General features: G+C 41.1%; 26 protein-coding genes. 10 read left to right on the top strand and 16 right to left on the bottom strand.

Annotation, left to right across the window (positions count from 1 at the left end):
* Positions 1-214: 214 nt before the first annotated feature.
* From NO991_RS03935 to NO991_RS03920, 4 genes are all read right to left on the bottom strand, one after another.
* A complete protein-coding gene (locus NO991_RS03935) occupies positions 215-940 on the bottom strand; it encodes a YebC/PmpR family DNA-binding transcriptional regulator (protein WP_054553380.1) in 726 nt (241 codons plus the stop codon).
* A 132-nt stretch (positions 941-1,072) separates the two neighbouring features.
* Positions 1,073-1,690, bottom strand: a complete 618-nt coding sequence (locus NO991_RS03930) for an HAD family hydrolase (protein WP_054553379.1) — start codon at positions 1,688-1,690, stop codon at positions 1,073-1,075.
* 124 nt (positions 1,691-1,814) lie between these two features.
* On the bottom strand, positions 1,815-2,318 hold the full coding sequence (locus tag NO991_RS03925) for a DUF6702 family protein (RefSeq protein ID WP_371351700.1): 504 nt from the start codon (positions 2,316-2,318) through the stop codon (positions 1,815-1,817).
* Positions 2,318-4,756, bottom strand: a complete 2,439-nt coding sequence (locus tag NO991_RS03920) for a M1 family metallopeptidase (protein ID WP_371351699.1) — start codon at positions 4,754-4,756, stop codon at positions 2,318-2,320. Before NO991_RS03920 ends, NO991_RS03925 begins: the two co-directional genes overlap by 1 nt.
* A gap of 267 nt (positions 4,757-5,023) precedes the next feature.
* Here NO991_RS03920 and NO991_RS03915 point away from each other — a divergent pair, with 267 nt between their 5' ends.
* From NO991_RS03915 to NO991_RS03895, 5 genes are all read left to right on the top strand, one after another.
* Positions 5,024-5,257 (top strand): hypothetical protein, encoded by a 234-nt coding sequence (locus NO991_RS03915; RefSeq protein WP_054553376.1) that lies wholly within the window; start codon positions 5,024-5,026, stop codon positions 5,255-5,257.
* A 138-nt stretch (positions 5,258-5,395) separates the two neighbouring features.
* Positions 5,396-5,632: a hypothetical protein gene (locus tag NO991_RS03910; protein WP_054553375.1), complete on the top strand. Its 237-nt coding sequence runs from the start codon at positions 5,396-5,398 to the stop codon at positions 5,630-5,632.
* A 69-nt stretch (positions 5,633-5,701) separates the two neighbouring features.
* Positions 5,702-6,934, top strand: coding sequence for an exonuclease SbcCD subunit D C-terminal domain-containing protein (locus tag NO991_RS03905; protein ID WP_371351698.1), 1,233 nt, complete (start codon positions 5,702-5,704; stop codon positions 6,932-6,934).
* Complete coding sequence (locus NO991_RS03900; protein ID WP_371351697.1) at positions 6,931-10,584, top strand: SbcC/MukB-like Walker B domain-containing protein; 3,654 nt, start codon at positions 6,931-6,933, stop codon at positions 10,582-10,584. Before NO991_RS03905 ends, NO991_RS03900 begins: the two co-directional genes overlap by 4 nt.
* A 9-nt stretch (positions 10,585-10,593) precedes the next feature.
* Positions 10,594-11,256, top strand: coding sequence for a class I SAM-dependent methyltransferase (locus NO991_RS03895; RefSeq protein ID WP_138617169.1), 663 nt, complete (start codon positions 10,594-10,596; stop codon positions 11,254-11,256).
* Positions 11,257-11,706: 450 nt separating this feature from the next.
* Here the strand turns inward: NO991_RS03895 and NO991_RS03890 are convergent, their stop codons facing one another.
* From NO991_RS03890 to NO991_RS03850, 9 genes are all read right to left on the bottom strand, one after another.
* Positions 11,707-12,006 carry a hypothetical protein gene (locus tag NO991_RS03890; protein WP_209327805.1) on the bottom strand — a complete coding sequence of 100 codons (300 nt, stop codon included), beginning with the start codon at positions 12,004-12,006 and terminating at the stop codon, positions 11,707-11,709.
* A 974-nt stretch (positions 12,007-12,980) separates the two neighbouring features.
* Complete coding sequence (locus NO991_RS03885) at positions 12,981-13,352, bottom strand: hypothetical protein (protein WP_235377425.1); 372 nt, start codon at positions 13,350-13,352, stop codon at positions 12,981-12,983.
* Between the two features lie 125 nt (positions 13,353-13,477).
* Complete coding sequence (locus NO991_RS03880) at positions 13,478-13,873, bottom strand: hypothetical protein (protein WP_235377424.1); 396 nt, start codon at positions 13,871-13,873, stop codon at positions 13,478-13,480.
* A 156-nt stretch (positions 13,874-14,029) separates the two neighbouring features.
* Positions 14,030-14,362, bottom strand: a complete 333-nt coding sequence (locus NO991_RS03875; RefSeq protein WP_235377423.1) for a hypothetical protein — start codon at positions 14,360-14,362, stop codon at positions 14,030-14,032.
* Between the two features lie 104 nt (positions 14,363-14,466).
* On the bottom strand, positions 14,467-14,757 hold the full coding sequence (locus NO991_RS03870; RefSeq protein WP_300358374.1) for a hypothetical protein: 291 nt from the start codon (positions 14,755-14,757) through the stop codon (positions 14,467-14,469).
* Positions 14,758-15,102: 345 nt separating this feature from the next.
* Positions 15,103-16,800 carry a gamma-glutamyltransferase gene (ggt, locus tag NO991_RS03865; protein WP_300358371.1) on the bottom strand — a complete coding sequence of 566 codons (1,698 nt, stop codon included), beginning with the start codon at positions 16,798-16,800 and terminating at the stop codon, positions 15,103-15,105.
* Between the two features lie 137 nt (positions 16,801-16,937).
* On the bottom strand, positions 16,938-17,750 hold the full coding sequence (locus tag NO991_RS03860; protein ID WP_138599748.1) for an ABC transporter substrate-binding protein: 813 nt from the start codon (positions 17,748-17,750) through the stop codon (positions 16,938-16,940).
* A 119-nt stretch (positions 17,751-17,869) separates the two neighbouring features.
* On the bottom strand, positions 17,870-18,412 hold the full coding sequence (locus tag NO991_RS03855; RefSeq protein WP_138599749.1) for a hypothetical protein: 543 nt from the start codon (positions 18,410-18,412) through the stop codon (positions 17,870-17,872).
* Entirely contained in the window at positions 18,409-18,858 is a 450-nt protein-coding gene (locus NO991_RS03850) for a YaiI/YqxD family protein (RefSeq protein WP_138599750.1), read from the bottom strand. Before NO991_RS03850 ends, NO991_RS03855 begins: the two co-directional genes overlap by 4 nt.
* A 104-nt stretch (positions 18,859-18,962) precedes the next feature.
* Here NO991_RS03850 and NO991_RS03845 point away from each other — a divergent pair, with 104 nt between their 5' ends.
* Complete coding sequence (locus NO991_RS03845) at positions 18,963-19,496, top strand: lipocalin family protein (RefSeq protein ID WP_371351695.1); 534 nt, start codon at positions 18,963-18,965, stop codon at positions 19,494-19,496.
* Positions 19,497-19,708: 212 nt separating this feature from the next.
* On the opposite strand, the gene NO991_RS03840 is transcribed toward NO991_RS03845, so the two are convergent.
* The 3 genes from NO991_RS03840 to NO991_RS03830 are packed head-to-tail and all read right to left on the bottom strand — an operon-like array spanning position 19,709 to position 21,983.
* Positions 19,709-20,044, bottom strand: coding sequence for a DUF3325 domain-containing protein (locus NO991_RS03840; protein WP_054553366.1), 336 nt, complete (start codon positions 20,042-20,044; stop codon positions 19,709-19,711).
* On the bottom strand, positions 20,041-21,642 hold the full coding sequence (locus tag NO991_RS03835; RefSeq protein ID WP_371351694.1) for a PepSY-associated TM helix domain-containing protein: 1,602 nt from the start codon (positions 21,640-21,642) through the stop codon (positions 20,041-20,043). The genes NO991_RS03840 and NO991_RS03835 overlap by 4 nt, the downstream gene beginning before the upstream one ends.
* The gene (locus NO991_RS03830; RefSeq protein ID WP_206004023.1) at positions 21,639-21,983 is read right to left on the bottom strand and encodes a hypothetical protein; all 345 of its coding nucleotides are present in this window, start codon (positions 21,981-21,983) and stop codon (positions 21,639-21,641) included. The genes NO991_RS03835 and NO991_RS03830 overlap by 4 nt, the downstream gene beginning before the upstream one ends.
* 200 nt (positions 21,984-22,183) lie before the next feature.
* Here NO991_RS03830 and NO991_RS03825 point away from each other — a divergent pair, with 200 nt between their 5' ends.
* The 4 genes from NO991_RS03825 to NO991_RS03810 are packed head-to-tail and all read left to right on the top strand — an operon-like array spanning position 22,184 to position 24,587.
* Entirely contained in the window at positions 22,184-22,876 is a 693-nt protein-coding gene (locus NO991_RS03825) for an aspartate/glutamate racemase family protein (protein WP_339980352.1), read from the top strand.
* Positions 22,877-22,885: 9 nt separating this feature from the next.
* Positions 22,886-23,248, top strand: a complete 363-nt coding sequence (locus NO991_RS03820; RefSeq protein WP_054553363.1) for a VOC family protein — start codon at positions 22,886-22,888, stop codon at positions 23,246-23,248.
* 19 nt (positions 23,249-23,267) lie between these two features.
* The gene (locus tag NO991_RS03815) at positions 23,268-23,849 is read left to right on the top strand and encodes a uracil-DNA glycosylase family protein (RefSeq protein ID WP_371351693.1); all 582 of its coding nucleotides are present in this window, start codon (positions 23,268-23,270) and stop codon (positions 23,847-23,849) included.
* A 3-nt stretch (positions 23,850-23,852) separates the two neighbouring features.
* The gene (locus NO991_RS03810; protein WP_187489697.1) at positions 23,853-24,587 is read left to right on the top strand and encodes a phytanoyl-CoA dioxygenase family protein; all 735 of its coding nucleotides are present in this window, start codon (positions 23,853-23,855) and stop codon (positions 24,585-24,587) included.
* Positions 24,588-24,590: the final 3 nt, after the last annotated feature.

The raw sequence follows: 24,590 nt of genomic DNA, 5'->3' as shown, positions 1-24,590 counted from the left end.
CAATTGCCGAGCACAACTAAATAACGAAATTTTTGCCTTGTTATCAACGAGGTTTTATTGCCTCAAAATAGACCACTAAATTAAGCGTATTGGTATAAACTTATAACGACAGTGAATAGCCACCATTCATGGCATAATGAAAATCTATTAAAAAAGGGGCATTTGTTACCAAATGCCCCTTTTTACGTACTAATACGTACTAATTTTTTAAAAATTAGTTTTTAACAATCGCATTGTGATAAACGTTTTGCACGTCATCACAGTCATCAAGCATAGAAATAAACTTTTCAAAGTTTGCGATATCATCTGGATCAGTGATGTCAGTATGAACTTGTGGAACAAACGTGATTTCGTCTACTTCAAAGTTGATACCTTCAAATGCTTCTTCAAGAGCTGTTTTTGCTTTGTAGTACTCAGTATGTGGAGCGAATACAGATACTTTGCCATCTTCTACTTCTACATCTGTTACGTCTACATCAGCCATCATTAGCGCTTCAAGTACAACTTCGTCGTCATCACCTTCAAAGCCTAAAACAGCTAAGTGGTCGAACATATGCGCTACACAGCCCGGTGTACCAATTTTTGAATCTGTTTTAGTGAACGGTAAACGTACATCTTTAATAGTACGGTTAGGGTTATCAGTTAAACAGTCCACAATAACCATACAGTTACCCGGGCCATAGCCTTCGTAACGTGCTGGAGAGTAGTCTTCCCCTGCTCCACCGGCTGCTTTTTTAATCGCATTGTCGATTACGTGTGCTGGAACTTGGTCTTTTTTTGCACGCTCAATAATACGTTTTAGCGCTTGGTTTACTTCTGGATCTGGTTCGCCATTTTTAGCAACAACGTAGATTTCTTTACCGTACTTAGAATTTACTTTAGTTTTTGCATTGGCTGTTTTAGCCATGGCGTTTTTGCGGACTTCAAATGCTCTGCCCATCTTATGCCTCTATGAATACATTTGATAATTGCCGATATTTTAGCAACTCATGACCGCTTGGGCTAGTACTAGGGCATTTTGAAAAATAAAAAACTAACAATAAATCTCAGGAAAAATAAAAAACAAAGCTATTTAACATAACACTTTATTTTCTTGGAATGAGTCAACCAAAGTAGGTAGTTCTGAAAAATGATGCATTACATAATCGGCCTGATTTGCATACTCAGGAATTTCATCTGGCGCGTACAAACAAGCACGCATGTTGGCATTGTGAGCTGCTTGTATATCAAATAAATAATCGCCGACATAAAGTAACTCAGACTGATCAAGCTCCCATAATGTCGCAATCGCATTTAAAGCACTTGGATCAGGCTTAGCAGGCGCATCAGAGCGAGTCAGCACGGTTTCTATTGGTAAGGGATTATTCTTTAATTTAATGGCAGCTGCACGGTCGTAGTTGCGAGTCACAATCGCCATCGGGATGTTATTTTCTTTCAGCCTCGTAATTGCCTCAGCAACGCCTGGCAATAAATGCGCATGCTGCGCATCAATAAGTTCATGCTGATGAACAATATTCATCGCTTCTTCACGCATGTAAGGCGAAGGTAACGAAGCAATGTAAGCAAGTAAGTCATTATCAAGCGGACAGCCTACCTGTGCTTTGATCAGTGAAAAATCCAACTCCGATGAAACCAAAGTACCATCTAAGTCAAAAATTACGCCACGGATATTGTTGTCATGGATAGTCATATAAATCCCTGTATATGAGAAGTGGGAAAATGTTGATGCCCATTAATAAGATAGTTTACGAAATGGGTTTATTAAAGGATCAAAGGATTAAAAAAGTAACTTTTTTAATCCTTTAGGACTGCTATTACTCTGGATTGACCGGTTCAAATCTAGCTTCAAGCCAAGTATCATCTTGGCTAAAGGTCAGCGTTTTTACCTTACCTTTACCCTCAATATTTACCATATTCACTTGTGTTGGCCATAGGTCGCGAAGTGCTACGTTGCTCATTCGAATACCATGAATTCCCTCAGGGATCATGACTTCTTGATAAACCCAAAAGAATTTACCATCAACTTGCGCACCCACATCTTTAAGCTCAAGCGGCTTGCCATCTAAAGTTTGTAGAGCAATATGTGACTCAACATAATCTGCAAAACGCTTCTGATCTTCTTTATTTGATAAAATATCAGCATTGCCGTCAAACAAATATTCAACGGCGTGCTCTGTATCATGTAAATAAAAACGATGCATCAGCTCAATATTGTTGGTGCGTTTGTTAAATAACACGGTAGTCACAGACGCTTTTAACTGGTGCGCCATGGTTGGCGCACTCAGTAATAAAGCAAAAATAATGGCTATAAAGCGCATTATTGTTGCTCCTGGGCATCATTTTCGTCGTCTTTTTTCAGCTCAGTTTTAATATCTTGCATGATATCGCGGCTGACTTTCGCTTTACTCTTCTCACGTTTGTACACTTCAATACGTGATGGAATAATACGACGAGGGTAGTTATTGTTTTCTACATCAACATCCGCTGTTTCCCAGCGAGGGTCCACTCTAACAGACACTAGGTTTTTACCTTTTTCTGTAACAATTAGCTTTTGTACATGCTTGTGGTTACGACGCCAGATTTCAGCCGGAATGTACTGCTCTTCTTTCGTACCATCTTCATAAGTAAGCTCTAATAAGATAGGCATGACTAAACCACCTAAGTTTGAGAACTCAAGTACGTAGTAGTTTTTATCTTCTTTGATTGCACGCTCAAACGTTTTACGCTCCCAAGGCTCTAATCCTTTAAGGAATTTGTTATACGCGTTACGCTCTTTGTTAGTTACTGTGAAACGGTCGTTTTCGTCGTAGAAGTCAGTTACATCTGGGTTTTCTTCAACCCACAGTTTTTTACCTTCTTCTTTATTACGTTTTACGAATAACGGCATTGGCTTGTCAGCTTCGATATCACGTAAACGATTAAAGTCGATATCAGGATTTTTGGTATCTAAACGAAGTTGGTAAACCTTGTCTAGCGAGATATCAACGTGATCTGTGGTGTAGAACCAACCACGCCAGAACCAATCAAGGTCAACACCTGACGCTTCTTCCATAGTGCGGAAGAAATCAGCAGGAGTAGGGCGCTTGTATTTCCAACGCTGTGCATATTCTTTGAATGCAAAGTCGAATAGCTCACGGCCAAGGATCACTTCACGTAAAATGTTAAGTGCAGCAGCAGGCTTAGTATAAGCATTAGGGCCTAAACGTAATACGCTGTCTGACTGTGTCATAACAGGCACTTGGTTTTCAGACTTCATGTACTCAACGATGTCGCGAGGCTCAACACCCCAAGGAATAGTGTGATCCCATTCGCGACCAGCAACACCATCTAAGAAGCTGTTAAGGCCTTCATCCATCCACGTCCATTGACGTTCATCAGAATTGACGATCATAGGAAAGTAAATGTGGCCAATTTCATGGATAACCACACCGATCAAGAAGCGTTTTTCTGCTTGCGAGTAGGTACGAGTTCCATCTTCTTGTAGATCTGTACGCGGGCCATTGAAGGTGATCATAGGGTATTCCATACCGCCTACAGGGCCATTTACAGATTGAGCAACTGGGTAAGGGTAGTCAAACGAGAAGCGTGAATACACTTCCATTGTATGAACTACTGACTCAGTAGAGTACTTCTTCCAAAGGTCACCACCTTCTTTAGGGTAAAAAGACATAGCCATTACTAACGGCTGATCTTTACCGCCTTGATGGTAGCCTTTTGCATCCCACATAAACTTACGTGAAGAAGCCCACGCAAAGTCACGTACATTTTCAGCTTTAAAGTGCCATGTTTTCGTTTTGTTTGTGCCTTCTTTTTCGTTTTCTAACGCTTCTTCTTCAGTCACGATGAAAACAGGGCGCTTAGCATCTTCAGCTTGTTCAAGACGCTTACGCTGTGTGCTAGTCAGAACGCTGCTTGGGTTATCAAGCTGACCCGTTGCCGATACGATATGGTCAGCAGGTACTGTAATTTCTACATCGTAATCACCAAACTCAAGTGTGAACTCACCGCTGCCTAAGAAAGCTTTGTTAGTCCACGCTTCATAATCAGTGTATGCAGCAAGACGAGGGAACCACTGCGCTAATAAGAAGATATCGTTACCATCTTCTTCAAAGTGTTCATAACCTGAACGTGCACCAACGGCGTCTTCTTCAACAATGTTAAAGGCGAAGTCCATGCTGAACTCAACGTCTTTTCCCGGTTTAAGCGGCTCGTTTAAGTCGATACGCATTAAGGTATCTACTACAGTAACTTTAAGCTCTTTTCCGTCTTCGTCTTTAACATTGGCGATTTGATAACCCAGCTCGTTGTCGGCCATAAATTGCTGACGACGTAACTGACCTAAGCTCAATTTAGTTGATTTTGGCTGAGGATCACCTTGCAATGTTTTACCATTGAAAGTAGATGTCATTTCAGCAATTGAGTCAGATTTAAAGATATTTTGGTCTAGCTGTAACCAAAGATACTTTAAGGTGTGCGGCGAGTTATTTTTGTATTCGATAGTTTGGCTTGCTGTTAAGCGACGTTTCTTTTCATCTAGCTTTACATCGATGTCGTAGTTTACTTGCTGTTGCCAGTAATTTTCAGCAGGCTCACCGGCCGCACTACGGTATACGTTTGGAGTTGGAAGTGCTTCATCTAGCTGACGGAACTTGTCAACGAATGAGCCTTTAGTTTGCTCAACAGATGACGCCATAACAGCTGAAGATACTGCTAAAGGCAATACCAAAGCACTCAATTTGAGAACTGCTTTTTTCATTGTTTATCCTGTAATTAGTTTGCAACCGTAACATCGCAAACTAAAAACAAAGTTGCAACATTATCACGATAAATTGCGGTATTTTTCAGGTAGTATTCATCGGTTATTACTAATCAAGATTAATTGTTGCTTTTTTTAATTAATATCTTGTAAAGGGGGTTTACAAAAACTGATTAATTTTAATTCAGCACTAATTCATTCCAAAGCATTACAGTTAAAGAGAAGGTAATCGACTTAAATTCTAGTTAATGATGAAAGGGTGATTAGATGAAGTTTTATATTGTAAAAAAAGACTCTCGTTTAGCAGCCATTCCTGCGCAAGAATCAATCTTAAACGAGTACCAAGAACGTGGTTTTAAGTTTGTTGAGGTCATCAATGCATGTGATGAATCAGACGCCCTATCACGAACAAAACCAGAGATTAAAAGAGCTAACAAATGGCTAATTTGGTCATCTTCATTGGTTATTTTGACCCTATCCATAATTATTTTTTGCAATTAAGTAATTTTTGTAGCATTTGCTATTGAAATTTACTGCCATTTATATTTAAAATCGCCCACTTTTTTGATTTTGGGGTCTACGCAGCATGCATTTTAAACCCCAAAATGTTTGGTAATCAGCATAGAATTCGGTGAGCGTATGGATTTCTATATCCTAAAAAAACAACAAGAACTAATTGCAATTCCAGCGGACGAACAAAATTGTAAACAGTACCTAGATTCAGGGTATTTTTATATCGACAAAGTAGCGGCATGTAATGAAACAAATGCCCTTAAGATTTTACAAGCTAAGCAGACTAAAGCGCTTAAAGTACCTATGATAATGGCATTGTTAGCTTTGCCAATGGTGGTTTTTGCTTGGTATAGCTTAAGTTAACAAACCAGGCTGGGCATCTTAGCTCAGCTTAGGTATATTGACGCTCTTAATAAATAATAAGAGCGTTAAATGAAAGTCCTTCATACATCTGATTGGCATTTAGGCCAACAATTCTACGAGCACTCCCGATTCGATGAGCATCAAGCATTTCTAGCTTGGTTAACCGATACGCTTGTGTCAGAACAGATCGACTTACTACTGGTTGCGGGTGACATTTATCATACGGCAACACCTCCTGCCAGCGCAGAAAACCAACTCTACCAATTTATTAAAACCACTAAGCAACATTGCCCTGACTTACACATAGTGATAATTGCTGGTAACCATGATTCAGCAAATCGTATTATGGCGGCAAAACCTTTATTGGCTCAGTTTGATACCCATGTTGTTGGCCGCTTTGATAGCAATGCTCCTCATGAAGTAGTACTGCCAATCAGCACAAAAAATGGCGATGCGAATGTTGTTGCTATGCCATTTTTACGCAGTAGTGATTTAAGCAGTTATAACCGCCAACAAGAGCAACCGTTAAGTTACAACCAAGCCGTTGCCCTTGCCTACAAAGATGCATTACAAGCAGCAAGCGAATTACCAAGCGCGCCATTAATTGCTATGGGCCACCTGCATGCAAAAGGTGGAGACATCTCATCTGATTCTGAACGTAACTTAGTGATTGGTGGTGAAGATGCGATATCGGCAAGCATATTTACTGATCAACCTGATTATGTCGCACTAGGGCATCTTCATAAGGCTCAAAGCGTCGCGAAGAAAGAGACCATTCGCTACAGTGGCACGCCAATGCCGATGTCATTTTCTGAAAGGCGTTACCAACATCAAGTTGTAATAGTCGAGCTTACTGACTCAGGTACTTCTGTAAACCCCCTTTACATTCCTAGCTTCTGTAAAGTCATGTTACTACCAGAAAAAGACTGCGTACCACTTAACGAACTCTGTGAGCTTATAAAACAGCTCGATTTAACAGATGAAGATTTAGCGCCATATCTGCGGGTTAAATTGAGCGCCCATGACACTGACACCACTTTCAGAGAACAAATAGAACAAGCCCTTGAAGGTAAGCAGGTTAAGTTTTGTGGCATTGAAAGAGTACGTCAGCAAAGCAACCAGCAAGACGATGAACAAACCCTATTTGAAGATGTCTCGCAAATTGAAGCGCTAAATCCACATTCACTTTTAGAGCAAGCATTTGCAAACAATAAAGATATGGCAGGGCAGACGGTGCCAAAAGAATTAGAAAGCTTACTAAGCCAAGTGATCGATGAATTGAATGCAGAGGACCTACTATGAAAATTTTAGCGATTCGTGTTCACCAACTAGCCTCTATCTTAGACGCCGAAGTCGACTTTAGCGCTTCGCCTTTAAAAGAAGCAGGGTTGTTTGCCATCACCGGTGATACCGGCGCCGGTAAAAGCACATTACTCGATGCCATTTGCTTAGCACTTTATAACAAAACAGCAAGGTTACGCGGCGATACAGGCAATAAAATTGACTTTAACGGCGACAATATCAAACTCAATGACTCGCGAAACTTATTACGCCGCGGGGCAGGGCAAGGCTATGCAGAAGTCGACTTTATTGGCCAAGATAAACAACAGTACCGAGCAAGGTTAAGCTTTAGCCGAGCGCGTAATAAAGCCGATGGCAAGTTACAACCTGCACAACATAGCCTGCACTCATTACCCGATGAAACCCTAATCGCCGATCGAAGCGCGGCAGGTAAAGAAATCGAGCGTATTATCGGTTTGAGCTTTGAGCAGTTCTCACGAGCAGTCCTTCTTGCGCAACATGAATTTGCGGCATTTTTAAAAGCGACCGGAGATGAGCGTGCGCAACTACTTGAATGCTTAACAGGCACCGATAAATTTAGCCGTATTGGTCAGCGAATTTTTGAACGCCATCGTGAGCAGCTGCAAGCATTAGAGCAGTTAAAGTTAAGTTTAAGTAATTATCAGGTTTTAAGCCCTGAACAGGTCGAAACGAAACAAGCAGAACAAAAAGCGCTTGAAGCTAAACTTGCTGAGTTGCAAAAGCAAATAAAACAATTTGAACAGTACCAAGGGTGGTACAAGCAAGCATCTCAGCAGCAACAACAGCTAAACCAGGCAGAGCAAGCAAAGCAAGAATTACAGCAACAAATGCACGCGCTTGCTGAAAAAGCCACTGAAGCGAAACAAGCCCAGCAATGCCTAGAAATAAAAGATAACCGCGAGCGCGTTACTTCGATTGCTGCTCAACATGGGCAACTTATTAAAAACCGTGAGCAGCTTTTAAATGTTGATCATAAAACAGTGATCAAAGACGCTGAGCAAACGCTTGAGAAGCAAACCGCGCAACTAAACCAAGCAAAGCAAGCACAAAAAGACGCGCAGCCTATTATTAGCCAGGCCCGAGAGTTAGATAAGCAACTTGCTGTATTAAACCAGCAAGCAGCGGCGCAAAAAGTACAAGCAGAGAAAGCTAAGCACCATCATCAAGAGCTGACTAATACACTAAACAGCCATAAAGCAGAGCAGCAAAAACAGCTCGATCAACAAGCGCAAATAAATAGCTATTTAGAAACACATGCACAATGGCAACCATTAGCAAAAGACTGGTCATTCTTTAAAAGTGAGTTAAGCCGCTTTAGCCAGCAACTGCACACAATTAGCCAATCACAGCAAAACGTAAAAGCTCTTCAACCTAAAATTGATGAGCAGCAAGCAGCTGCGCAGCAGTGTAAAACTCAATATCAAGCCCTTGAGCAAGAAATTAAGCGCCTAAATGAGCAAGATACCGCCTTTAAATCGAGTTTAAACACCCAATCAATGGCAGATATCGACGCTAGGCTTGATGCGATTAAACACCTGATTGAAAAGCGCCAAGTATGGCAAACTAATCATCAGCAGTTAAAAAATTGGCAAACCCAGCTAAACACTTTAAGCCAAACGGAGCAGCAACTACAAACAGCATTAAAAGATGCGCAGCAAGGGGCAGAGCAAGCACAGCAGCAGGTTTCGTTTTGTGAGCAAAACTTACAGCAAGTGCAGTTAAGAGCCAGTGAAGGGGTTAGCCAGTTACGCGCCACTTTAAAGGCAGGGGAACCGTGTGCAGTATGTGGCTCAAAAGAGCACCCTTTTATGCATGAAGAAATGGTTAACGAGCAATTTAGTCAACTTATTAACGACTTTACCAACCAACTAACTAACGCCAAACAGCACTTAAAAGCTCAGCAAGCATTACAGCAAGCTAAAAGTAATGAGCTGGCGGCATGCAGCCAACAGATAAGCTCGTTAAGCGGGCAAATCTCGGAACTGAGCGCTCAACAACAGAACCTCAAAGAAACCATGGCGGCTAATCGTACTGAGCTAAATGATTTAACCGAAGATCAGTTAAACGAGCGTCAACAACAGCTCAGCTTGCAAAAACAGCAATACTACAAAACCCTTGAACAGCAACAACAGCTGCAAAACACGCTTGCGGCTAAGCAAGCTGAGTATAATCAGCAAGGGCAAGCGCTACATGGCAAAGAGCAGCAGTTAAACGAATTACAGCAACAGCTGAATAATCAGCAAACACGTTTAAACGAGCTCAATGATGAGCATCAGCAGCTTTATACGACCCTGAATCAACAGTTCACCAGTGCACCTTGGTGGCAGGCACTCAATACACAAAGCGTTTCTTTAGAGGTCATTGCAGAGCATGTTGAGGCTTATCAAGCTTCGCTGCAAACGGCGGATGAGCTTAAAACGAACTTAAAAGCCATTGAGCAGCACCTTGCACATGTAACGCCGCAGCTAAACGAAGCACATACCTCCTTAACTCAGTGCAACGAGCAACTAAGCCAAACTCAAAACGAACTCACGCAGATAAAATCAAAGCGCGAGGGCTTATTTAGTAACGCGGCGATATCGGTAGATGAGTTTATAGCAGAGCTTGAAAAGGCGATAGATTCAGCGCAGCAGGCACTGCAACTTGCCCAGACAAACCATAGTAATGCGGTGAAGGCGCGTGACGAACAAGCCATTCAAATCGCCAATATTGACGAGCGTGAAAAAGAGCTCACCGCAGAGCAAGCGACGCTTAATGAGCGATTTAGCCTTTGGTTTAACGATTTTAAAGCGCAGCACCCAAGTTTGGATGAGCAAGCAGTTAGTCAGCTATTAACGATAAGTCCCGCTGAAATTAAACAAACTCTGGCAGATTACCACACCGCCGAGAGCAGCTTAAAAGACGCAGAGGCGCTTTTAAAACAGCGACAGCAGGCGCTGGCTCAGCATCAAAAAGAAAAGCCAGCGCTCGGTGAAGATGAGCTACAATTACAGCTTAATCAAGCCACAGAGCAACATGTACAAGCGAATAATGCACTATTACAAGTTGCGACTGAGCTTAAAACCCATCAACAAAATAGCCAAGCGCTTGAAGATAAACAAAAGCTATTAGTTGAGCAGCAAAAAAGCTATGAGCACTGGCATATACTCAATAAGGTCTTGGGGGATGCCAGCGGCAAAACCATGCGTAATTTAGCGCAAACGCAAACCTTAAAAATACTGCTGCACTACGCGAATAGTCACTTACAGACACTAAATAAACGCTACAAATTAACAGCCATAGGGCAAACGCTCGATATCGCAATTATCGATAAAGACATGGCCGATGAGCAGCGCTCTGTTAATACATTATCGGGCGGCGAGTCATTTTTGGTATCGTTAGCACTGGCGCTAGGGCTTGCCTCGTTGTCGTCGAATAAAGTGCAAATAAACTCTTTGTTTATCGATGAAGGGTTTGGTACGTTGGACAGTGAAACGTTAAGCATCGCGATGGATGCTCTTGATTCACTACAAGCACAAGGCCGCAAAGTAGGGGTTATTTCGCACGTATCAGAAATGACCGAACGCGTTGCCACGCAAGTGCATGTGGCGAAAAAACCAGGTGGTTATTCGACCATCTCAGTTATTTAAAGGATTAGCATGCCAACTTTTAACCACGAAGAAGCAAATCATTACGACGAACGCATTTTGCGCCTAGTTCCAGGTTATGAGCTATTACATCAAGCAACCGCGGCACAACTTGCAGCCACGCTGAGCGATGAAGCGTGCATTTTAGTGATTGGTGCCGGAACAGGTAAAGAAATCATTGAATTAGCGGCGCTAAAACCAAGCTGGCAATTTATTGCTCAAGACATTTCACAAGACATGCTCGATATTGCCGAGCAACAGTTTGGCCAGCATAACATTAGCGATCGCGTAACAGTACACTGCGGTGATATCAACGACATCGACACTCAATGTGACGCCGCACTGTGTTTACTGGTAATGCACTTTGTTGAAGATAACGGCGATAAAAAAGCGCTATTAAAAGCGATTCACAGCAAACTTAAAAAATCGAGCAACTTATACATTGCCGATTTAATGCGCCCAGAAACCGCTTTTGAGCGCGAATCTCAACTACAGCTCTGTACGCAGTTAGGTTTAACCGAAGTCGGCGTAGAACGCATGCGCCACAACCTAGAGCACGAGTTTTACCCATTAGACCGAATTCGTTTTTCAGAGTTAATGAATGAAACCCGCTTCAGCACCCCTAAACAGTACTTTAAAGTGCTTGGTTTTGCTGGGTATGTGGTTGGGAGTTAGCTACGTTCTAGAGCTGTCAACTCGTAGGTTGGGTAGAGCGCAGCGAAACCCAACAAACTTAGGTAAAGTTAGCGAGTTACAAGGGGAAAGAGTAAGGCGCTTTAAGCTGTAAGTCGTTGATGCCTATTCGCTGCTGAGATGGATTAGTTACCGTAGGCGTGAAATTTATTTCGCGCGATGGTTCTAACTTTACTCTTTGAACTTGGTAACTTCACTTAATAGTTGAGCTTAATCTTGCTTTGAATATCAGCTTTGTGCCTTGAGTCAACAAACTCACTCCTAGGGAAAAACTTTTTAGGTCGTCTGTATTAGGTGAATTTTCTATAAGGCAACGCCGTGCTAAACCACACAAAATGCTTAGCTAAAATCAGCGAAGAAGGAGCGCAAGCCAAGCGTTTTTCATCCTTTAGAGCTCGTTGGGTAAGCGAAGCGGTGTTTTGATGGCGCTTGTTAGGCTTGTGGCCGAAAATAAAATTCATAGTGAGTAATCTCTGATGGATCTTCATTGATAGTTTCAATAGCTTCCATAGACGTTATTTGTCTTTCCCTGCTGAATGATGCGTTGAATTCCATATGTGGTTGTCTAGTACCATCTGGGAAAACTGTAAAGGCGTCGTACCCCAAGAAGTAAAAACCTTTTTCGTATAACAACTCAATCACTCTTAAAGCCTGTTCACGAGCGATTAGTACACCTGATCCGATGATGATATAAGGTAAACCCCAATCTTCATATAACTCAGAACTTTTCATTTGATACCAACACCCCAATAAGCGGCAAGTTACGAGCGTAAGCCAAGTTTTAGACCCCCGTTTAAACGGCTTGTTATATGGCTACTTACTTTTTCTCTTTATTAAATAGACGGTGTATCGATAACTGAAAAGCAGAGCAAATACTATTAAACCAAATTTAAATGGAAACCACTCCAAGCCTGTTTCTGCAAGACCGACTAAAATACATAGCCTATAAAGAGGCTCCCAAACGATACAAACTAGAGAATTAGCAAAAGCATCTGGCGCAAGTAAAATAGCAAATTTTAGTTTCTCTTTTAGTAAATTAAACATCAACTCTCGATATACACGCCCCCATAAAGGGCTAAAATTATTGGCCTAAATTAGCGACGAAGCAGCGCCGTATTTTTGTCTGAGTGGCCGAAGGTAACGAATTCATACGTTTGTTATATGGCATTTTGTAAAAGTGCTCGTTTAATTTTGGCATGTATTTCAACACCTTTTGAGCAGGTTATTGAATGGGTAGAAGCGAACTCCCTATTTACCAAGTTATAGAGGTGTTGAAACACAAGGTTAGCTAATTCGTCTTGAGTAATAATGCCTTGTTCCATGCAAATATAGCTTTCCCGGTTAACTAGAATTTCCGTTAATTTATCTACTACGTCGTTTGATTTTGGTTTTGGAACACCTAAGTCTTCCGCAATCAAATTGCAACATTCAATAAGTGCTTTTTCGGAGTAACTGATAGTGATTTCCTCATAGCAGATAAAAATTTTATAATGTATGCATCGCGCATATTTCTGGCGACGTCACGTTAATGTATTTAGTAAATCTACTATAAACAAATAACGTAATACATTGCTAACTTTACTCTAGTAATTCGCTACCAAAACTTCAAGAGGGGCCACTTTTAAGCTTGGCTAAAATACGGAGCTAAATGACTTAGCTCAGGTGTTTACATCCTTGGGAACGCAGTGAACAACAACATTTGTTTGCTATATTTCATCTTCAAAAAAAGCTAAAACAAATGGCTCAACTGTTTCATCCAGCTTGACTAATTCAGCTTTACATACATGGTTTGCGAAGCCTGATTGTGCTACACCTCCATTTAATGCCAGCTCACGTAATACTTCTTTTACCATGCGTCGTTTGGTTAGACCACGAGAAAGTACGTTTAACCTGCGACTTATTGAACTATGAATTACTGGTCGATCAAAGCGAGAGTTTTCGAACAACTCGGAGCTCAAAACAACCTGATCGATAGCCATTTTCCACTCTTCAGGAACCAAAGAAAAAATACGTTTTATATCTTTTTTATTAAGAGAGTGAAAAGGTTCAATATTTAATTTTGCAGAGATAATCTTCAAACCCTACCTCCAAGAAATATAATACCGCAAAATAGGGCGTATTAAGCTTGACTATAATTAACTATGAACGAGCGCCAACTAAGCTTAAGACGTTCATTAATTAATGCGCTTATTAGATATGCTTGCTACCCGCCAATTGCTTTACGCCCAAATGTTAAACACAATTCGGTTTCCCACATTACAGAAATTTCGACTGAGTAGTTTTCTTGCTCCATGATTTGAATCTCTCCTTCGTACAAATTATTATTTGATAGCCAGTCAATTGCCTTTTTCCAAGTGCTATTTAGAGTTAATTCTTCACGATTCTCTTCTTGAGGGAGGCATAACAGTTGAGTTCCATCACTAAGGATTTCTTCTTTACAATCTTTGTCTAAATCGTGAGAAGTATAAATTAACGTTACAGTTGGCCAGCCACTAGAGTTTTCAATAACTCGAGGAATCGAGATACGATAACTGTTTTCACTCTCTAACTTTTCAAGTTTAATTAACGAATCATATTCTTCACCTTGATTTGGTAACATACAAGCGCAAACCAATCGAGGAAGAAACAAAAATAATAAAAGACTCAAACGTTTAGCTATGCGCACCTAACCCCCTGTTAATATGCAATTTTTTGGTTATAAACTGGAGCGGAGCCAAATCAGCCAACTGAATTTTGTTCACTATGAAACAGTTCGTTATATGCTTTCACATCGGAGTGTGCCAAATACTGAGGCTGGAATAACTTCGCATTTTTGTCCGCTTCTATTAACTCTTAGTGCATCTCCACATTGAGTTTCCTTTTTTATTAACTGCGAGTTTTTATAATTTTGTGAGCCACATATCTCTTTAGCTTTCCGATGCCAATATGGAACTAATTGTTTAGAATCACTAGCCGGAGCTCTTACACTAAGACCGTAGCTTAACTTGCTATTTGCGACTTCTGTTATTCGATATTCAATATCAATTTTCGCATTGCAAACCGAGCTTACACTCAACAGCAAAAGTAAAATTGGGATACTATTCTTCATGACATAACGCCGTGTTAAATCTCACAAAATGCTTTGCTAAAATTTGCGACGAAGGAGCTCAAGCCAATCGTTTTGCGTCCGCCCTTAAGCACTTTGTTATGTTTTCAATTAAAGTTGATCGCCTTTTTTGACCACACTTTGTCAAAGTCATTTTCTGTTAAAAGCGTACAAGTACCGTAACTCCGATCATTTAAATTATCTGGTGTTATAATACCTTCGGGTAATTGACCATAAGAATCAGCTTGATGCTGCTTCGAATATTTAAGAAGCTCAGCATTTGGTTGTACCTCAATACTTTTAATAATTTCGCCCAGTTCATTAATTTGCCAATAGCAATTGATATTATCATCCAAACCAACTGAGTTGCCATTTGAAGAATACTTTACAAATTTCAATTAAACCTCAGGAAAACATAACATTTTAGTATTTATGCGACACGCATATTTCTGTCGATGCCACGCTCATTTATTTAATAATTCTATTATTACCAAAGAAGGTAATGCATTGCTAACTATAAATTTTTTATCGGTACTAAAGATATTCAGAAAAACGGCTTAACGCTGATTTTGATCTTATTTGCAGGGTAGGTGGTTGGGAGTTAGCGAACCATGAACCATCGCGTGAAATAAATTTCACGCCTACGCGATGTGAAATCGCTACTACATCAAAGCTCGCTAACTTTACTCTTGAAACTCGCTAGCTTGTTGGGTTTCGCTGCGCTCTACCCAACCTACAATAGCCTAATACCCCGCGGCCTGACCATCTTTGCGGGTTTCAGATGCGCCGTAATAAACGCCGGCTTTTGGGTCTTTCAATATTGCTTGATAACCACCGTATGGGCCAACCGCGTCTTGTAAGGTGTGGCCTTTTTTCATTAACTCACGGCGGGTTTCCATCGAAAAACCTGACTCTAAGCTTACAAAACCACCGTCTTCCATGATCTCGCCGGTTGGCTGCGATGAACCTGTGTGCAGAATACGTGGTGCATCACCGGCTTCTTGTAGGTTCATGCCAAAATCAATCATGTTGATAAGTATTTGAGCATGCATTTGTGGCTGTGTTGCGCCGCCCATTACGCCATAACTCATATATGGCTTGCCATCTTTGGTGACAAACGCAGGAATGATTGTATGAAATGGTCGTTTGCCTGGCTCATATTGATTCATGTGGCCTTTTTTAAGGGCGAACATTTCGCCACGGTTTTGCAATACAAAGCCTAATTTTGCAGGTGTCATGCCTGAGCCCATGCCACGGTAATTACTTTGAATAAGCGAAACCATGTTACCGTCTTTGTCGGCGGTCGTCATATAAATGGTATCGCCTTCTACTGGGCCTGCGTGGTCACGTTTTGCAGCTTTGTTAGGGTCTATCAGTTTACGCCTTTCATCAGCATATTGCTGCGAAATAAGTGTTTGTACGGGAATGGTGTTAAATGCAGGATCGGCGTAGAACTTTGCACGATCTGCAAACGCGAGTTTTTTCGCTTCAACAAAGGTGTGTACGTATTCTGGGCTATCAAAGCCCATAGCTTTGATATCGTAACCTTCAAGAATATTCAGAATTTGCTGTGCTGCAATACCTTGGCCATTTGGTGGCAATTCCCAAAGCGTATATCCTCTATAATCGGCGCTCACAGGCTTAACCCATTCACTATGGTGCGCAGCTAAATCTTCATACGATAAGTAGCCGCCGTTTTCTTTCATGTAGCGACCAATTTCTTTAGCAATATCGCCTTTGTAAAAGGCATCGCGGCCGCCTTTGGCAATTTTGCGATAGGTGTTTGCAAGGGCAGGGTTCTTAAAGATTTCCCCTTTTTCTGGCATTGCCCCATCAAGCATATATACATCTTTAAAGCCTGGATATTTACCACGCGCAGCCACACTTTTTTGCATGTAATAGGCAATCAGTTCAGACACAGGGAAGCCATTTTCAGCGTAGTCGATAGCAGGTTGGAGTAAGGCTTTCATTGGTGTTTTGCCAAACTTTTTATGTAACTCAAACCAACCATCTACAGCACCAGGTACCGAGACAGGCAATGGCCCATAAGCAGGAATGTAGTCACCTTGTGCTTTTAAAGTTTCAAAAGACAAGCTTTGTGGTGAACGACCAGAGGCATTTAAACCGTAAAGTTGCTTGCTTTTGTTATCCCAAACAATGGCAAATAAATCGCCGCCAATTCCACATCCTGTTGGTTCAACTAGGCCTAGTACTGCATTTGCTGCAATAGCCGCATCAATAGCATTACCGCCGTCTTTTAAAACTTGTAAGCCTACTTGCGTAGCTAACGGCTGTGATGTAGCAACCATCCCTGATTGTGCGATGACTTCAGAACGACTAGCAAAGTTATGGCCTGTGATACGATCGTAAGCTTGAGCAGCACCTGCTGTGCCTAAGCATACTGCTAGCACTAAGCTTTTGAAGAGTGGAGTTGGTTTCATAATTTTTTGCCCTTTTTATTTGTCACTATAAAAAGCAATTTAAGATCAGGCAATGGCTTTGCGTTCGAGCGCGAAAAATCGCGATTGACTTCAAAAATAAGAAAAATAGCGGCTAACTTACCTAAAATCACTCCAATTTAATAAATGGCAGAGCCATTTAAGCACTGCTCTGATACTTTGGATGCTTCGCCGTGAGAGTGCCTATCCTCTTCGACAAACTGATCAACAAAAGGGTCAATCAGGTTTTCTTGCTTCATGGTATCGAGGGCGTGTTGCAGCTTAGTAACTACCTCCGGCGATGTGTTTTTGTTAAGTGCTAAATAATTACCCACTAAAGCAGGGTGCTTTAACTCAAATACCGGTGTGACTTGGTCTGGGCTCATACCTACATTCATCAATTGTGTTGACAGAGTGAGAGAGGAGCCAATCAGTAAATCATGCTTGCCTTGCTTAAACATTTTAAGTTCTTCGAACTTTTTTGAGTAAGTTAAAAATTGCTGGCCTTCAGTAAGGTTAAAATCAGCAAGAACGGTTTGATATACATCACCACGAGATACGCCAATGGTGTAGTTTTGCAACGACTGTGTACTCGTTACTTTAATGTCGTTTCGATCATTTAAGCGATAGAAACATGAATGCCCAGATACCAAAGGACCAACCCAGTAAAATTGAGTTTCTCGCTTTGCGGTACGTGAAGTAGAGTAAATTCCTGCATTCGGTTGGGCGAGGGTTAGTGACATTGCGCGCTTCCAAGGCAATACACTAAACGTACAGCTCAACTTAGCTCTTTCGCACAAAGATTCCATGATTTTGGTGTTAATACCAGTGAGCTGATTGTGCTCCACAAAATTATAGGGTGGGAACACTTCAGTATATAAAGTCAATTGTTCAGCACTCGCCATAACAGAGCTAGCTGTAAACAAACTCACTATTGGTAAATGCTTAAACATCGGTTTAGCTCCATTTTTCACACTTTAACAATTCGATCAGAGTTTTCATCTAAACTCCTATTAAGCTCTACAGTATTTAAAGCTTAGTTTGCTAACTCAATAACGCAATAAACTAGAAACTAAGAAAAAATATCGGCAACAAGCTGGCTAAGTCGTGCAATTTTAATATTACTTAACTGGCGATAATCAAAATAGGGGCAAACAATCACTTTATCTGATTTACTAATAGCAAATTCATCATCAAGCCAAGTTAATTGGCAATGCAAAAGTCCGTCATTTATAAGCTGTTTAGCATGTGTTCGCCCTGCAATTATATGCAATTGCTCTGGTTTGCCTAATATCGGCGGACTAAACAGTAATGTAGTTTGGCTGTGTGCTTGCAGCAGTTGTTCATCGCGATAGCTCTGCCAATCAGATGCTCTTTTTGCAAAATCATAATATTCACTTGGTAGTGCAAACAGCACTTTGCCATACACGTTAAAAACTTTGCGCCAACCATTGCCACATGCTTGGTTTATTTCGTTTATTTGGCCGGGTTGCATTGCATGCAAATGATCAAGCTGTTGCCAAGCAGGCATCGGCGGGCGCTTTTCTATATAAACAGCGACTTTAAACGCATCATCACCAAAACCCTGCAGTGGCGCACTATTAACGACACTCATAACTGTTTAGCTAGGATTCGATCAAGATTATTTGCAAAGTTTTGGCGGTCTGCTTGGCTTAACGGCGGTGGGCCACCGGCCATTTCAACACCACTTGAGCGCATTGTTTCCATAAAATCACGAACGTTTAAACGTGAGCGAATATTTTCGGTCGTATATAATTCACCGCGCGGATTAAGCGCTTGTGCGCCTTTTTCGATGACTTCTGCAGCCAAGGGAATATCACCGGTGATCACCAAATCATTCGGCTCAATACGTTTAACGATTTCGTTGTCGGCAATATCAAAACCCGAAGATACCTGCAAACGGCTAATAAACTTTGAGGGTGGTACTCGCATCGCATGGTTCGCCACTAATGTGGTAAAGGTCTGTGTGCGCTCTGCGGCACGAAACAATATTTCTTTAATAACGACGGGGCAGGCGTCTGCATCAACCCAAATCTTCATGCTGTTCTCAATCTTTAATTTTAGACATTAATAGTTTACCGTAATTGAACTAAATTAGTGCTATTAACGTATTAATTTGTTTAATTTTTAAAGGGAGTAAAAACGTGCAAACATCATTAAAATTAATCGGGGTTTTATGTATCACAGTCATTTTATCTGCATGTACAGGCGTGCCAGACAACATCAAACCCGTCGATAATTTTGAGTTAAACAGATACACAGGAACATGGTACGAAATTGCACGTTTAGATCATTCATTTGAACGCGGCCTTGAGGGCATTACCGCCGAATACTCAATTAACCCAGATGGCAGTGTGAAGGTTATCAACAAGGGTTACAGCGCTGAAGATAAAGAATGGCAACAAGCTGAAGGTAAAGCGAAGTTTGCAGAGCAACAAGACATAGGCCACTTAGAAGTCTCATTCTTTGGACCATTTTACAGCTCTTACGTGGTGTTTGAATTAGATAAGCAAAATTATCAATACGCTTATATCACAGGTTATAACAAAGAGTATTTATGGTTTTTGTCGCGCACACCGACCGTGACAAAACAGCAAATGCAGGACTTTATAAACACTGCAAAAGAATATGGCTTCAAAACAGATGAACTTATCTATGTTGACCATAGTCGCTTGTAAAGGGGCTTTACAACTGTCTTTAAACTATCACGAATGTGCAACACAACTGTAATGGATGCTAGGCAAACTTAGCCTCGTTAAATTGAAGCAACATGTGATCCCCCGATTTAATCCCCTGCTAGGGTAGGCATTGCCTACCCATTTTTTTAAACAAATTTGATCAATTAAGCGTTATTGCAAATAGCTATCAGATCAGTTTTTTACTAACTAAACTACAAAATCATCACCGAAAAGCCACTCAACAGTAAAATAGACATAGTAAATACACTGACATGCTTCACCCATGAAACAGTAAAACTGTATAAAATCATGAGCATAAGCACACTTAAAGCCATATAACCGCAAAACAGCAATGCGCCGTACCCAGCATCAGACAGCACACAAAGTACCAAACTTAGTAAAATACTGATCCAGCCACTGGCTAAAAAGCTATTTCGTTGTTTTTCGGTTAATTTCTTTTTAAATACATCACGAAAATGATTGAATTTTGCCAGCGCAAAACAATTAAACCCTAAAAAGCAGAGACTAAATTGCAGTAACTCCATCATCCTTGTTGCTCCTTTAACACCCTATTTTTACTTGGTTTTGCCTTGTTAATAACAGCTTTGTGACTAGCTATTTTTTTGCTTTGTAGTAAAAACAACACGCCAGCACAAATAAACGCACTATCAACACCGAATAAGGCCCATTGATTAGTTAGTAAATACGTGATCCAATTACCATCTGTTGTCAGTGCATTTACCACGGGCACGAGAAAGCAAGCTATTGCATTGAGCCATGCATTATAGCGCCAGTGGCGTTTTTCTATACTGCTCACAGCCGAAAGCGCCACCGCAAGCCAAGTTAAGAAAAACACGAGTATTTCTTTATCGGCACGCCCAGCTAACTCTAAAGGCAATAAACGATTAGCAATGAAGAACGCTGAAGTTGCTAGCGGTAAGCCCATTAAAGTTATTAAATTAAGACTTTCAACAAGCTTTAAACCAAAGCTTGGTTTTTGCTCTGCTTTGAGCCTCTCGCGTAAGCGTTTTGCCCACATAATGCAGCCTGTAGCGATCATGGCACAGCCAGCTACGCCACAGAAAAAATACAACCAACGCAGTAAAGGCTCCGCTAAACGACCGCTATGCAATGCCGTCATTGAGTCATAAAACTGCGCCGAAGCGCTCCAATCTTCGCCAGAACTCGCTTCAAGCTCGCCCGTTACACCATTGAATAAGTAGCGTGGTCCGTTATCTACAACCTCTTTGCCGGTTGCCAAATAAACCACGATTTGTGAGGAAGCAGTATTCGCATTTCTTACAAACACGTAGCTAATATCAGCATTCGGCGACTTAGTATAAATCTGATCTAATACATCTTTAATTGCCACCATTGGGCGCTGCTCTTCACTTGGTTTTGCACGCTTATTAACTGGTTGCGCCTCATTAAACATCTGCCGTACGCCATTTTCATAAACGGTTTCGGCAGGGTAGGGGAACAGCATAAAAATCAGTGTAATAATACCCGTGTAGGTGATCATGATATGAAATGGTAATGCCAGCACTGACGAAACATTGTGTGCATCGAGCCAGCTTCGGCTGCCTTTGTTTGCTCTAAAGCTAAACATATCTTTAAAAATACGTTTGTGGATCACGATGCCTGTTATAAGCGCTACCAACATAAATAATGAGGCTAAACAAACAATTATCCGTGCAGTAAATACATCTATGTAATGTAAATCAAAGTGTAAGCGATAGAAAAAGTTACCCCCCTTAGTTTCCCGAGGTTCGGGTAATTGCTCTAAGGTATTAGGGTCTAAATGTGAGTAGTTGAAAGGTGCTCGGCGCTGGCCTGGCTGTTTAGGCTCAGCAAACCCATAGCTTAAAACAGGGTTACGTGGCTCAGGTAAGTTTATCCGCCAAGATAATGAATTAGGTGCCTGTTGCTGTAATTGCGCAAACACATAATTAATTTGCTCGGCTTGAGACTGAACCCGTAGTGCTTGATGCTGAACATTGTGTGTTTCAGGTTTAGCCCAAATAGTGATTTCATCTTTAAAAAAGCTGATGGTGCCAGCAAAAAAGATTAAGAACAGTAACCAGCATACCAGCAAGCCAACCCAGGTATGAAGCCAAGTCATTGAGCGGAAAAAGCTCTCTTTCATAACCAATCCTTAATCAATGAAAGGGCCAGCAATTGCCCACCAGTTGTTAGTAAAATAGTGATCCAAACAGTCTTTAAAGACTTAACTGCAAACACCCAAATAAACACACAACAGTAAAAAAATACCGATAGAGTCGTGGTTAACAGCACGCTGTCGAGTTTATTAAGTGGTAATAACACAGCTAGTAATGAAATAAGCACACTGGTAAAGGCGTAACCACCAATGATGGCTGCAACGAAACGCAAAAACACAGCAACACGATAAGATAGGCTCACAGAGCGCTTTTTAGCTGTATTTTTAGGGCGATTGGTAGTCACTGCATCTAATGATTGAGAATGCATGATAATCCCTTAAAAAATAACACGAGAAGAAAACCCCGTATTATATCGCCGACAAACAGAAAAGATAGTAGTTATCATTTGCATGCACGTATTAAATAGTGAAACTGAACCAACTAAGTCGATCTGTTAGTAAAATAATGATCTGCTAGCTTTGTTCTGTGCAATATCATATGGTGTTAAGTAAATAAAAGGGAGCTGCAATGAAAACAATAGGCTTAATCGGTGGCATGAGTTGGGAGTCTACACAAAGTTACTACCAGCTTTTAAATCAAGGCATTAAAAACAAACTTGGGGGGCTGCATAGTGCCAAGATAGTACTCGTTAGCCTCGATTTTGCCGAAATAGCTATGCTTCAACAGCAACAAGATTGGCCACAGATGGCCGAGATACTCATTAAGGCCGCTAAGCAAGTTGAAGCCGCGGGCGCGGATTATTTATTAATTTGTACCAACACGATGCATAAACTAGCTGAGCAAGTACAAGCTGCGGTTGCAATTCCTTTATTACACATTGCTGATGCAGTTGGTGAAAACCTGATCCAACATAACTTTAAGAAAGTGGCTTTGTTGGGTACCCAGTTCACTATGGAACAAGACTTTTACAAGCAGCGTTTAGCAGATAAATTCGCCATAGACGTGTTAATCCCTGATGCACAGGGGCGTGAAACAGTGCATCGTGTGATTTATGATGAACTATGTAAAGGCGTTATCAAGGAAGAATCTAAAGCCGAGTATTTAACCATTATTGATAATCTAACTCAGCAAGGTGCTGAAGCCATTATTCTTGGTTGCACCGAAATAGCGCTGTTAGTTCAACAAGCAGATACATCGATTCCATTACTTGATAGTACAGCACTTCATTGCGCTATGGCGCTTGAGAATAGTTTAAATTAGGAGCTTACCATGTCGAACCACCATAGCCTAAATTATGTTGAATTTGCTGCTAAAGATTTAGCCGCAACAAAGGCATTTTTTCATCAGGTTTTTAAATGGCAATTTACCGACTATGGCCCTGAATACACGGCCTTTAGCGCTGAATCTGCGGGGCTTGATGGCGGGTTTTATCAAGCCCCATTAGCTAGCTTAACCAATAATGGCGGCGCGCTACTGGTGCTTTATTCAAATAATATTAAAGAGACGCAAGCGCAGGTAGAAAAACATGGTGGAACAATTATTAAGCCCTTGTTTGATTTTCCTGGAGGCTGTCGGTTTCACTTCACAGAGCCAAGTGGTAACGAGTTAGCAGTTTGGTCAAAACAAGCATAGATCATATTTTTACTAACTCATGAGTACTCAATCATTATTAAAACAAGTTAGTAAATGCGTGATCTGCGAACCTCATTTACCACTCGGAGCGCGGCCCGTTATTCAGTTTAATCCACAGGCTCGCATTTTAATTGCTGGTCAAGCACCGGGAATTAAAGTGCATGAAAGTGGCAAACCTTTTAATGATGCAAGCGGGCAAAGGCTTCGCTCTTGGCTTGGTGTTACGAGTGATGAGTTTTACGATGACCACAATTTTGCTATCTTGCCGATGGGCTTTTGTTACCCGGGCAAAGGAAAATCAGGTGATTTACCGCCAAGAAAAGAGTGCGCGACTGCATGGCGTGAAAAGCTCTTAGCGCAACTAAATAATATTGAGCTCACCATTATCTTAGGTAAATACGCGCAGGCATATCATTTACCCCACACTAAGCAGCTGCCCTTAACTGAGTTAGTAAAATCGTGGCGTGAATATTGGCCAAATTACTTGCCACTTCCTCACCCAAGCCCTCGCAATAATATCTGGCTAAAGAAAAATCCGTGGTTTGAGCAACAAGTATTGCCTGAGCTTAATAGTAAAATGCGTGCAATTTTAGCAAGGTAGAAAATGAAAAATAACTTTTTTGCTGAAAACGGCTACTACCATGTAAAGGGGCTTTACACAGAGAGTGAGCTTAGTAAAGTAAGGCCAATTATCGATAAATTTCATCAACACTGGTTGCAAGAAAACCAATCTTTTTATCAATCTAGAGGTATTAATAGTTCAGGTTTGACTGGCGCTGCATGTTTAAGTGCTGAGGAAAAGTTTACTCTTTTTAAGTTTGTCAGCGCCAACACACTATTGAAACAGGTTAAAGGTATTGTTGCTGGTCCTCAGTTTATGAATACTCAACTATTCTTTAACCCATACAATCCCAAACAAGCTAACTATTGGCATCGAGATATGCAGTATCACTTAGAGCTTGATGCGCAAAAAGTAGCTCTTAACGGCCCTGAAGTACTACATTGCCGCGTTGCTTTTGAAGATGAACCAGGAATAGAACTAATACCGGGTAGCCATAAAAACTGGGATTCAGATGAAGAGTTAACAGTTAGATTAGAACAGCAGGGTGCTCGAAATAGTGACTCACTCGTTCGTGGTAAAAGTGTGGCACTCAAAAAAGGTGACTTACTCATATTTTCGGCAAACATGATCCATCGGGGCTTGTACGGCATGAATCGTTTCGCCCTTGATATTTTATACTTTGAACGTCATCCAAGCCTTAGCGAGTTTGTACAAACTGGATTTTTACCAACTGCAGAACAAAAGCTGCATCTAAAAAACGCTGTGGTATTCGAGTAAGCA

The organism is Pseudoalteromonas sp. DY56-GL22, assembly GCF_041414715.1.
GTDB classification, from domain to species: Bacteria; Pseudomonadota; Gammaproteobacteria; order Enterobacterales; family Alteromonadaceae; genus Pseudoalteromonas; species Pseudoalteromonas simplex.
The sequence above is the reverse complement of the archived record's forward strand: the minus strand, read 5'-3'. Positions and strand labels throughout refer to the sequence as shown.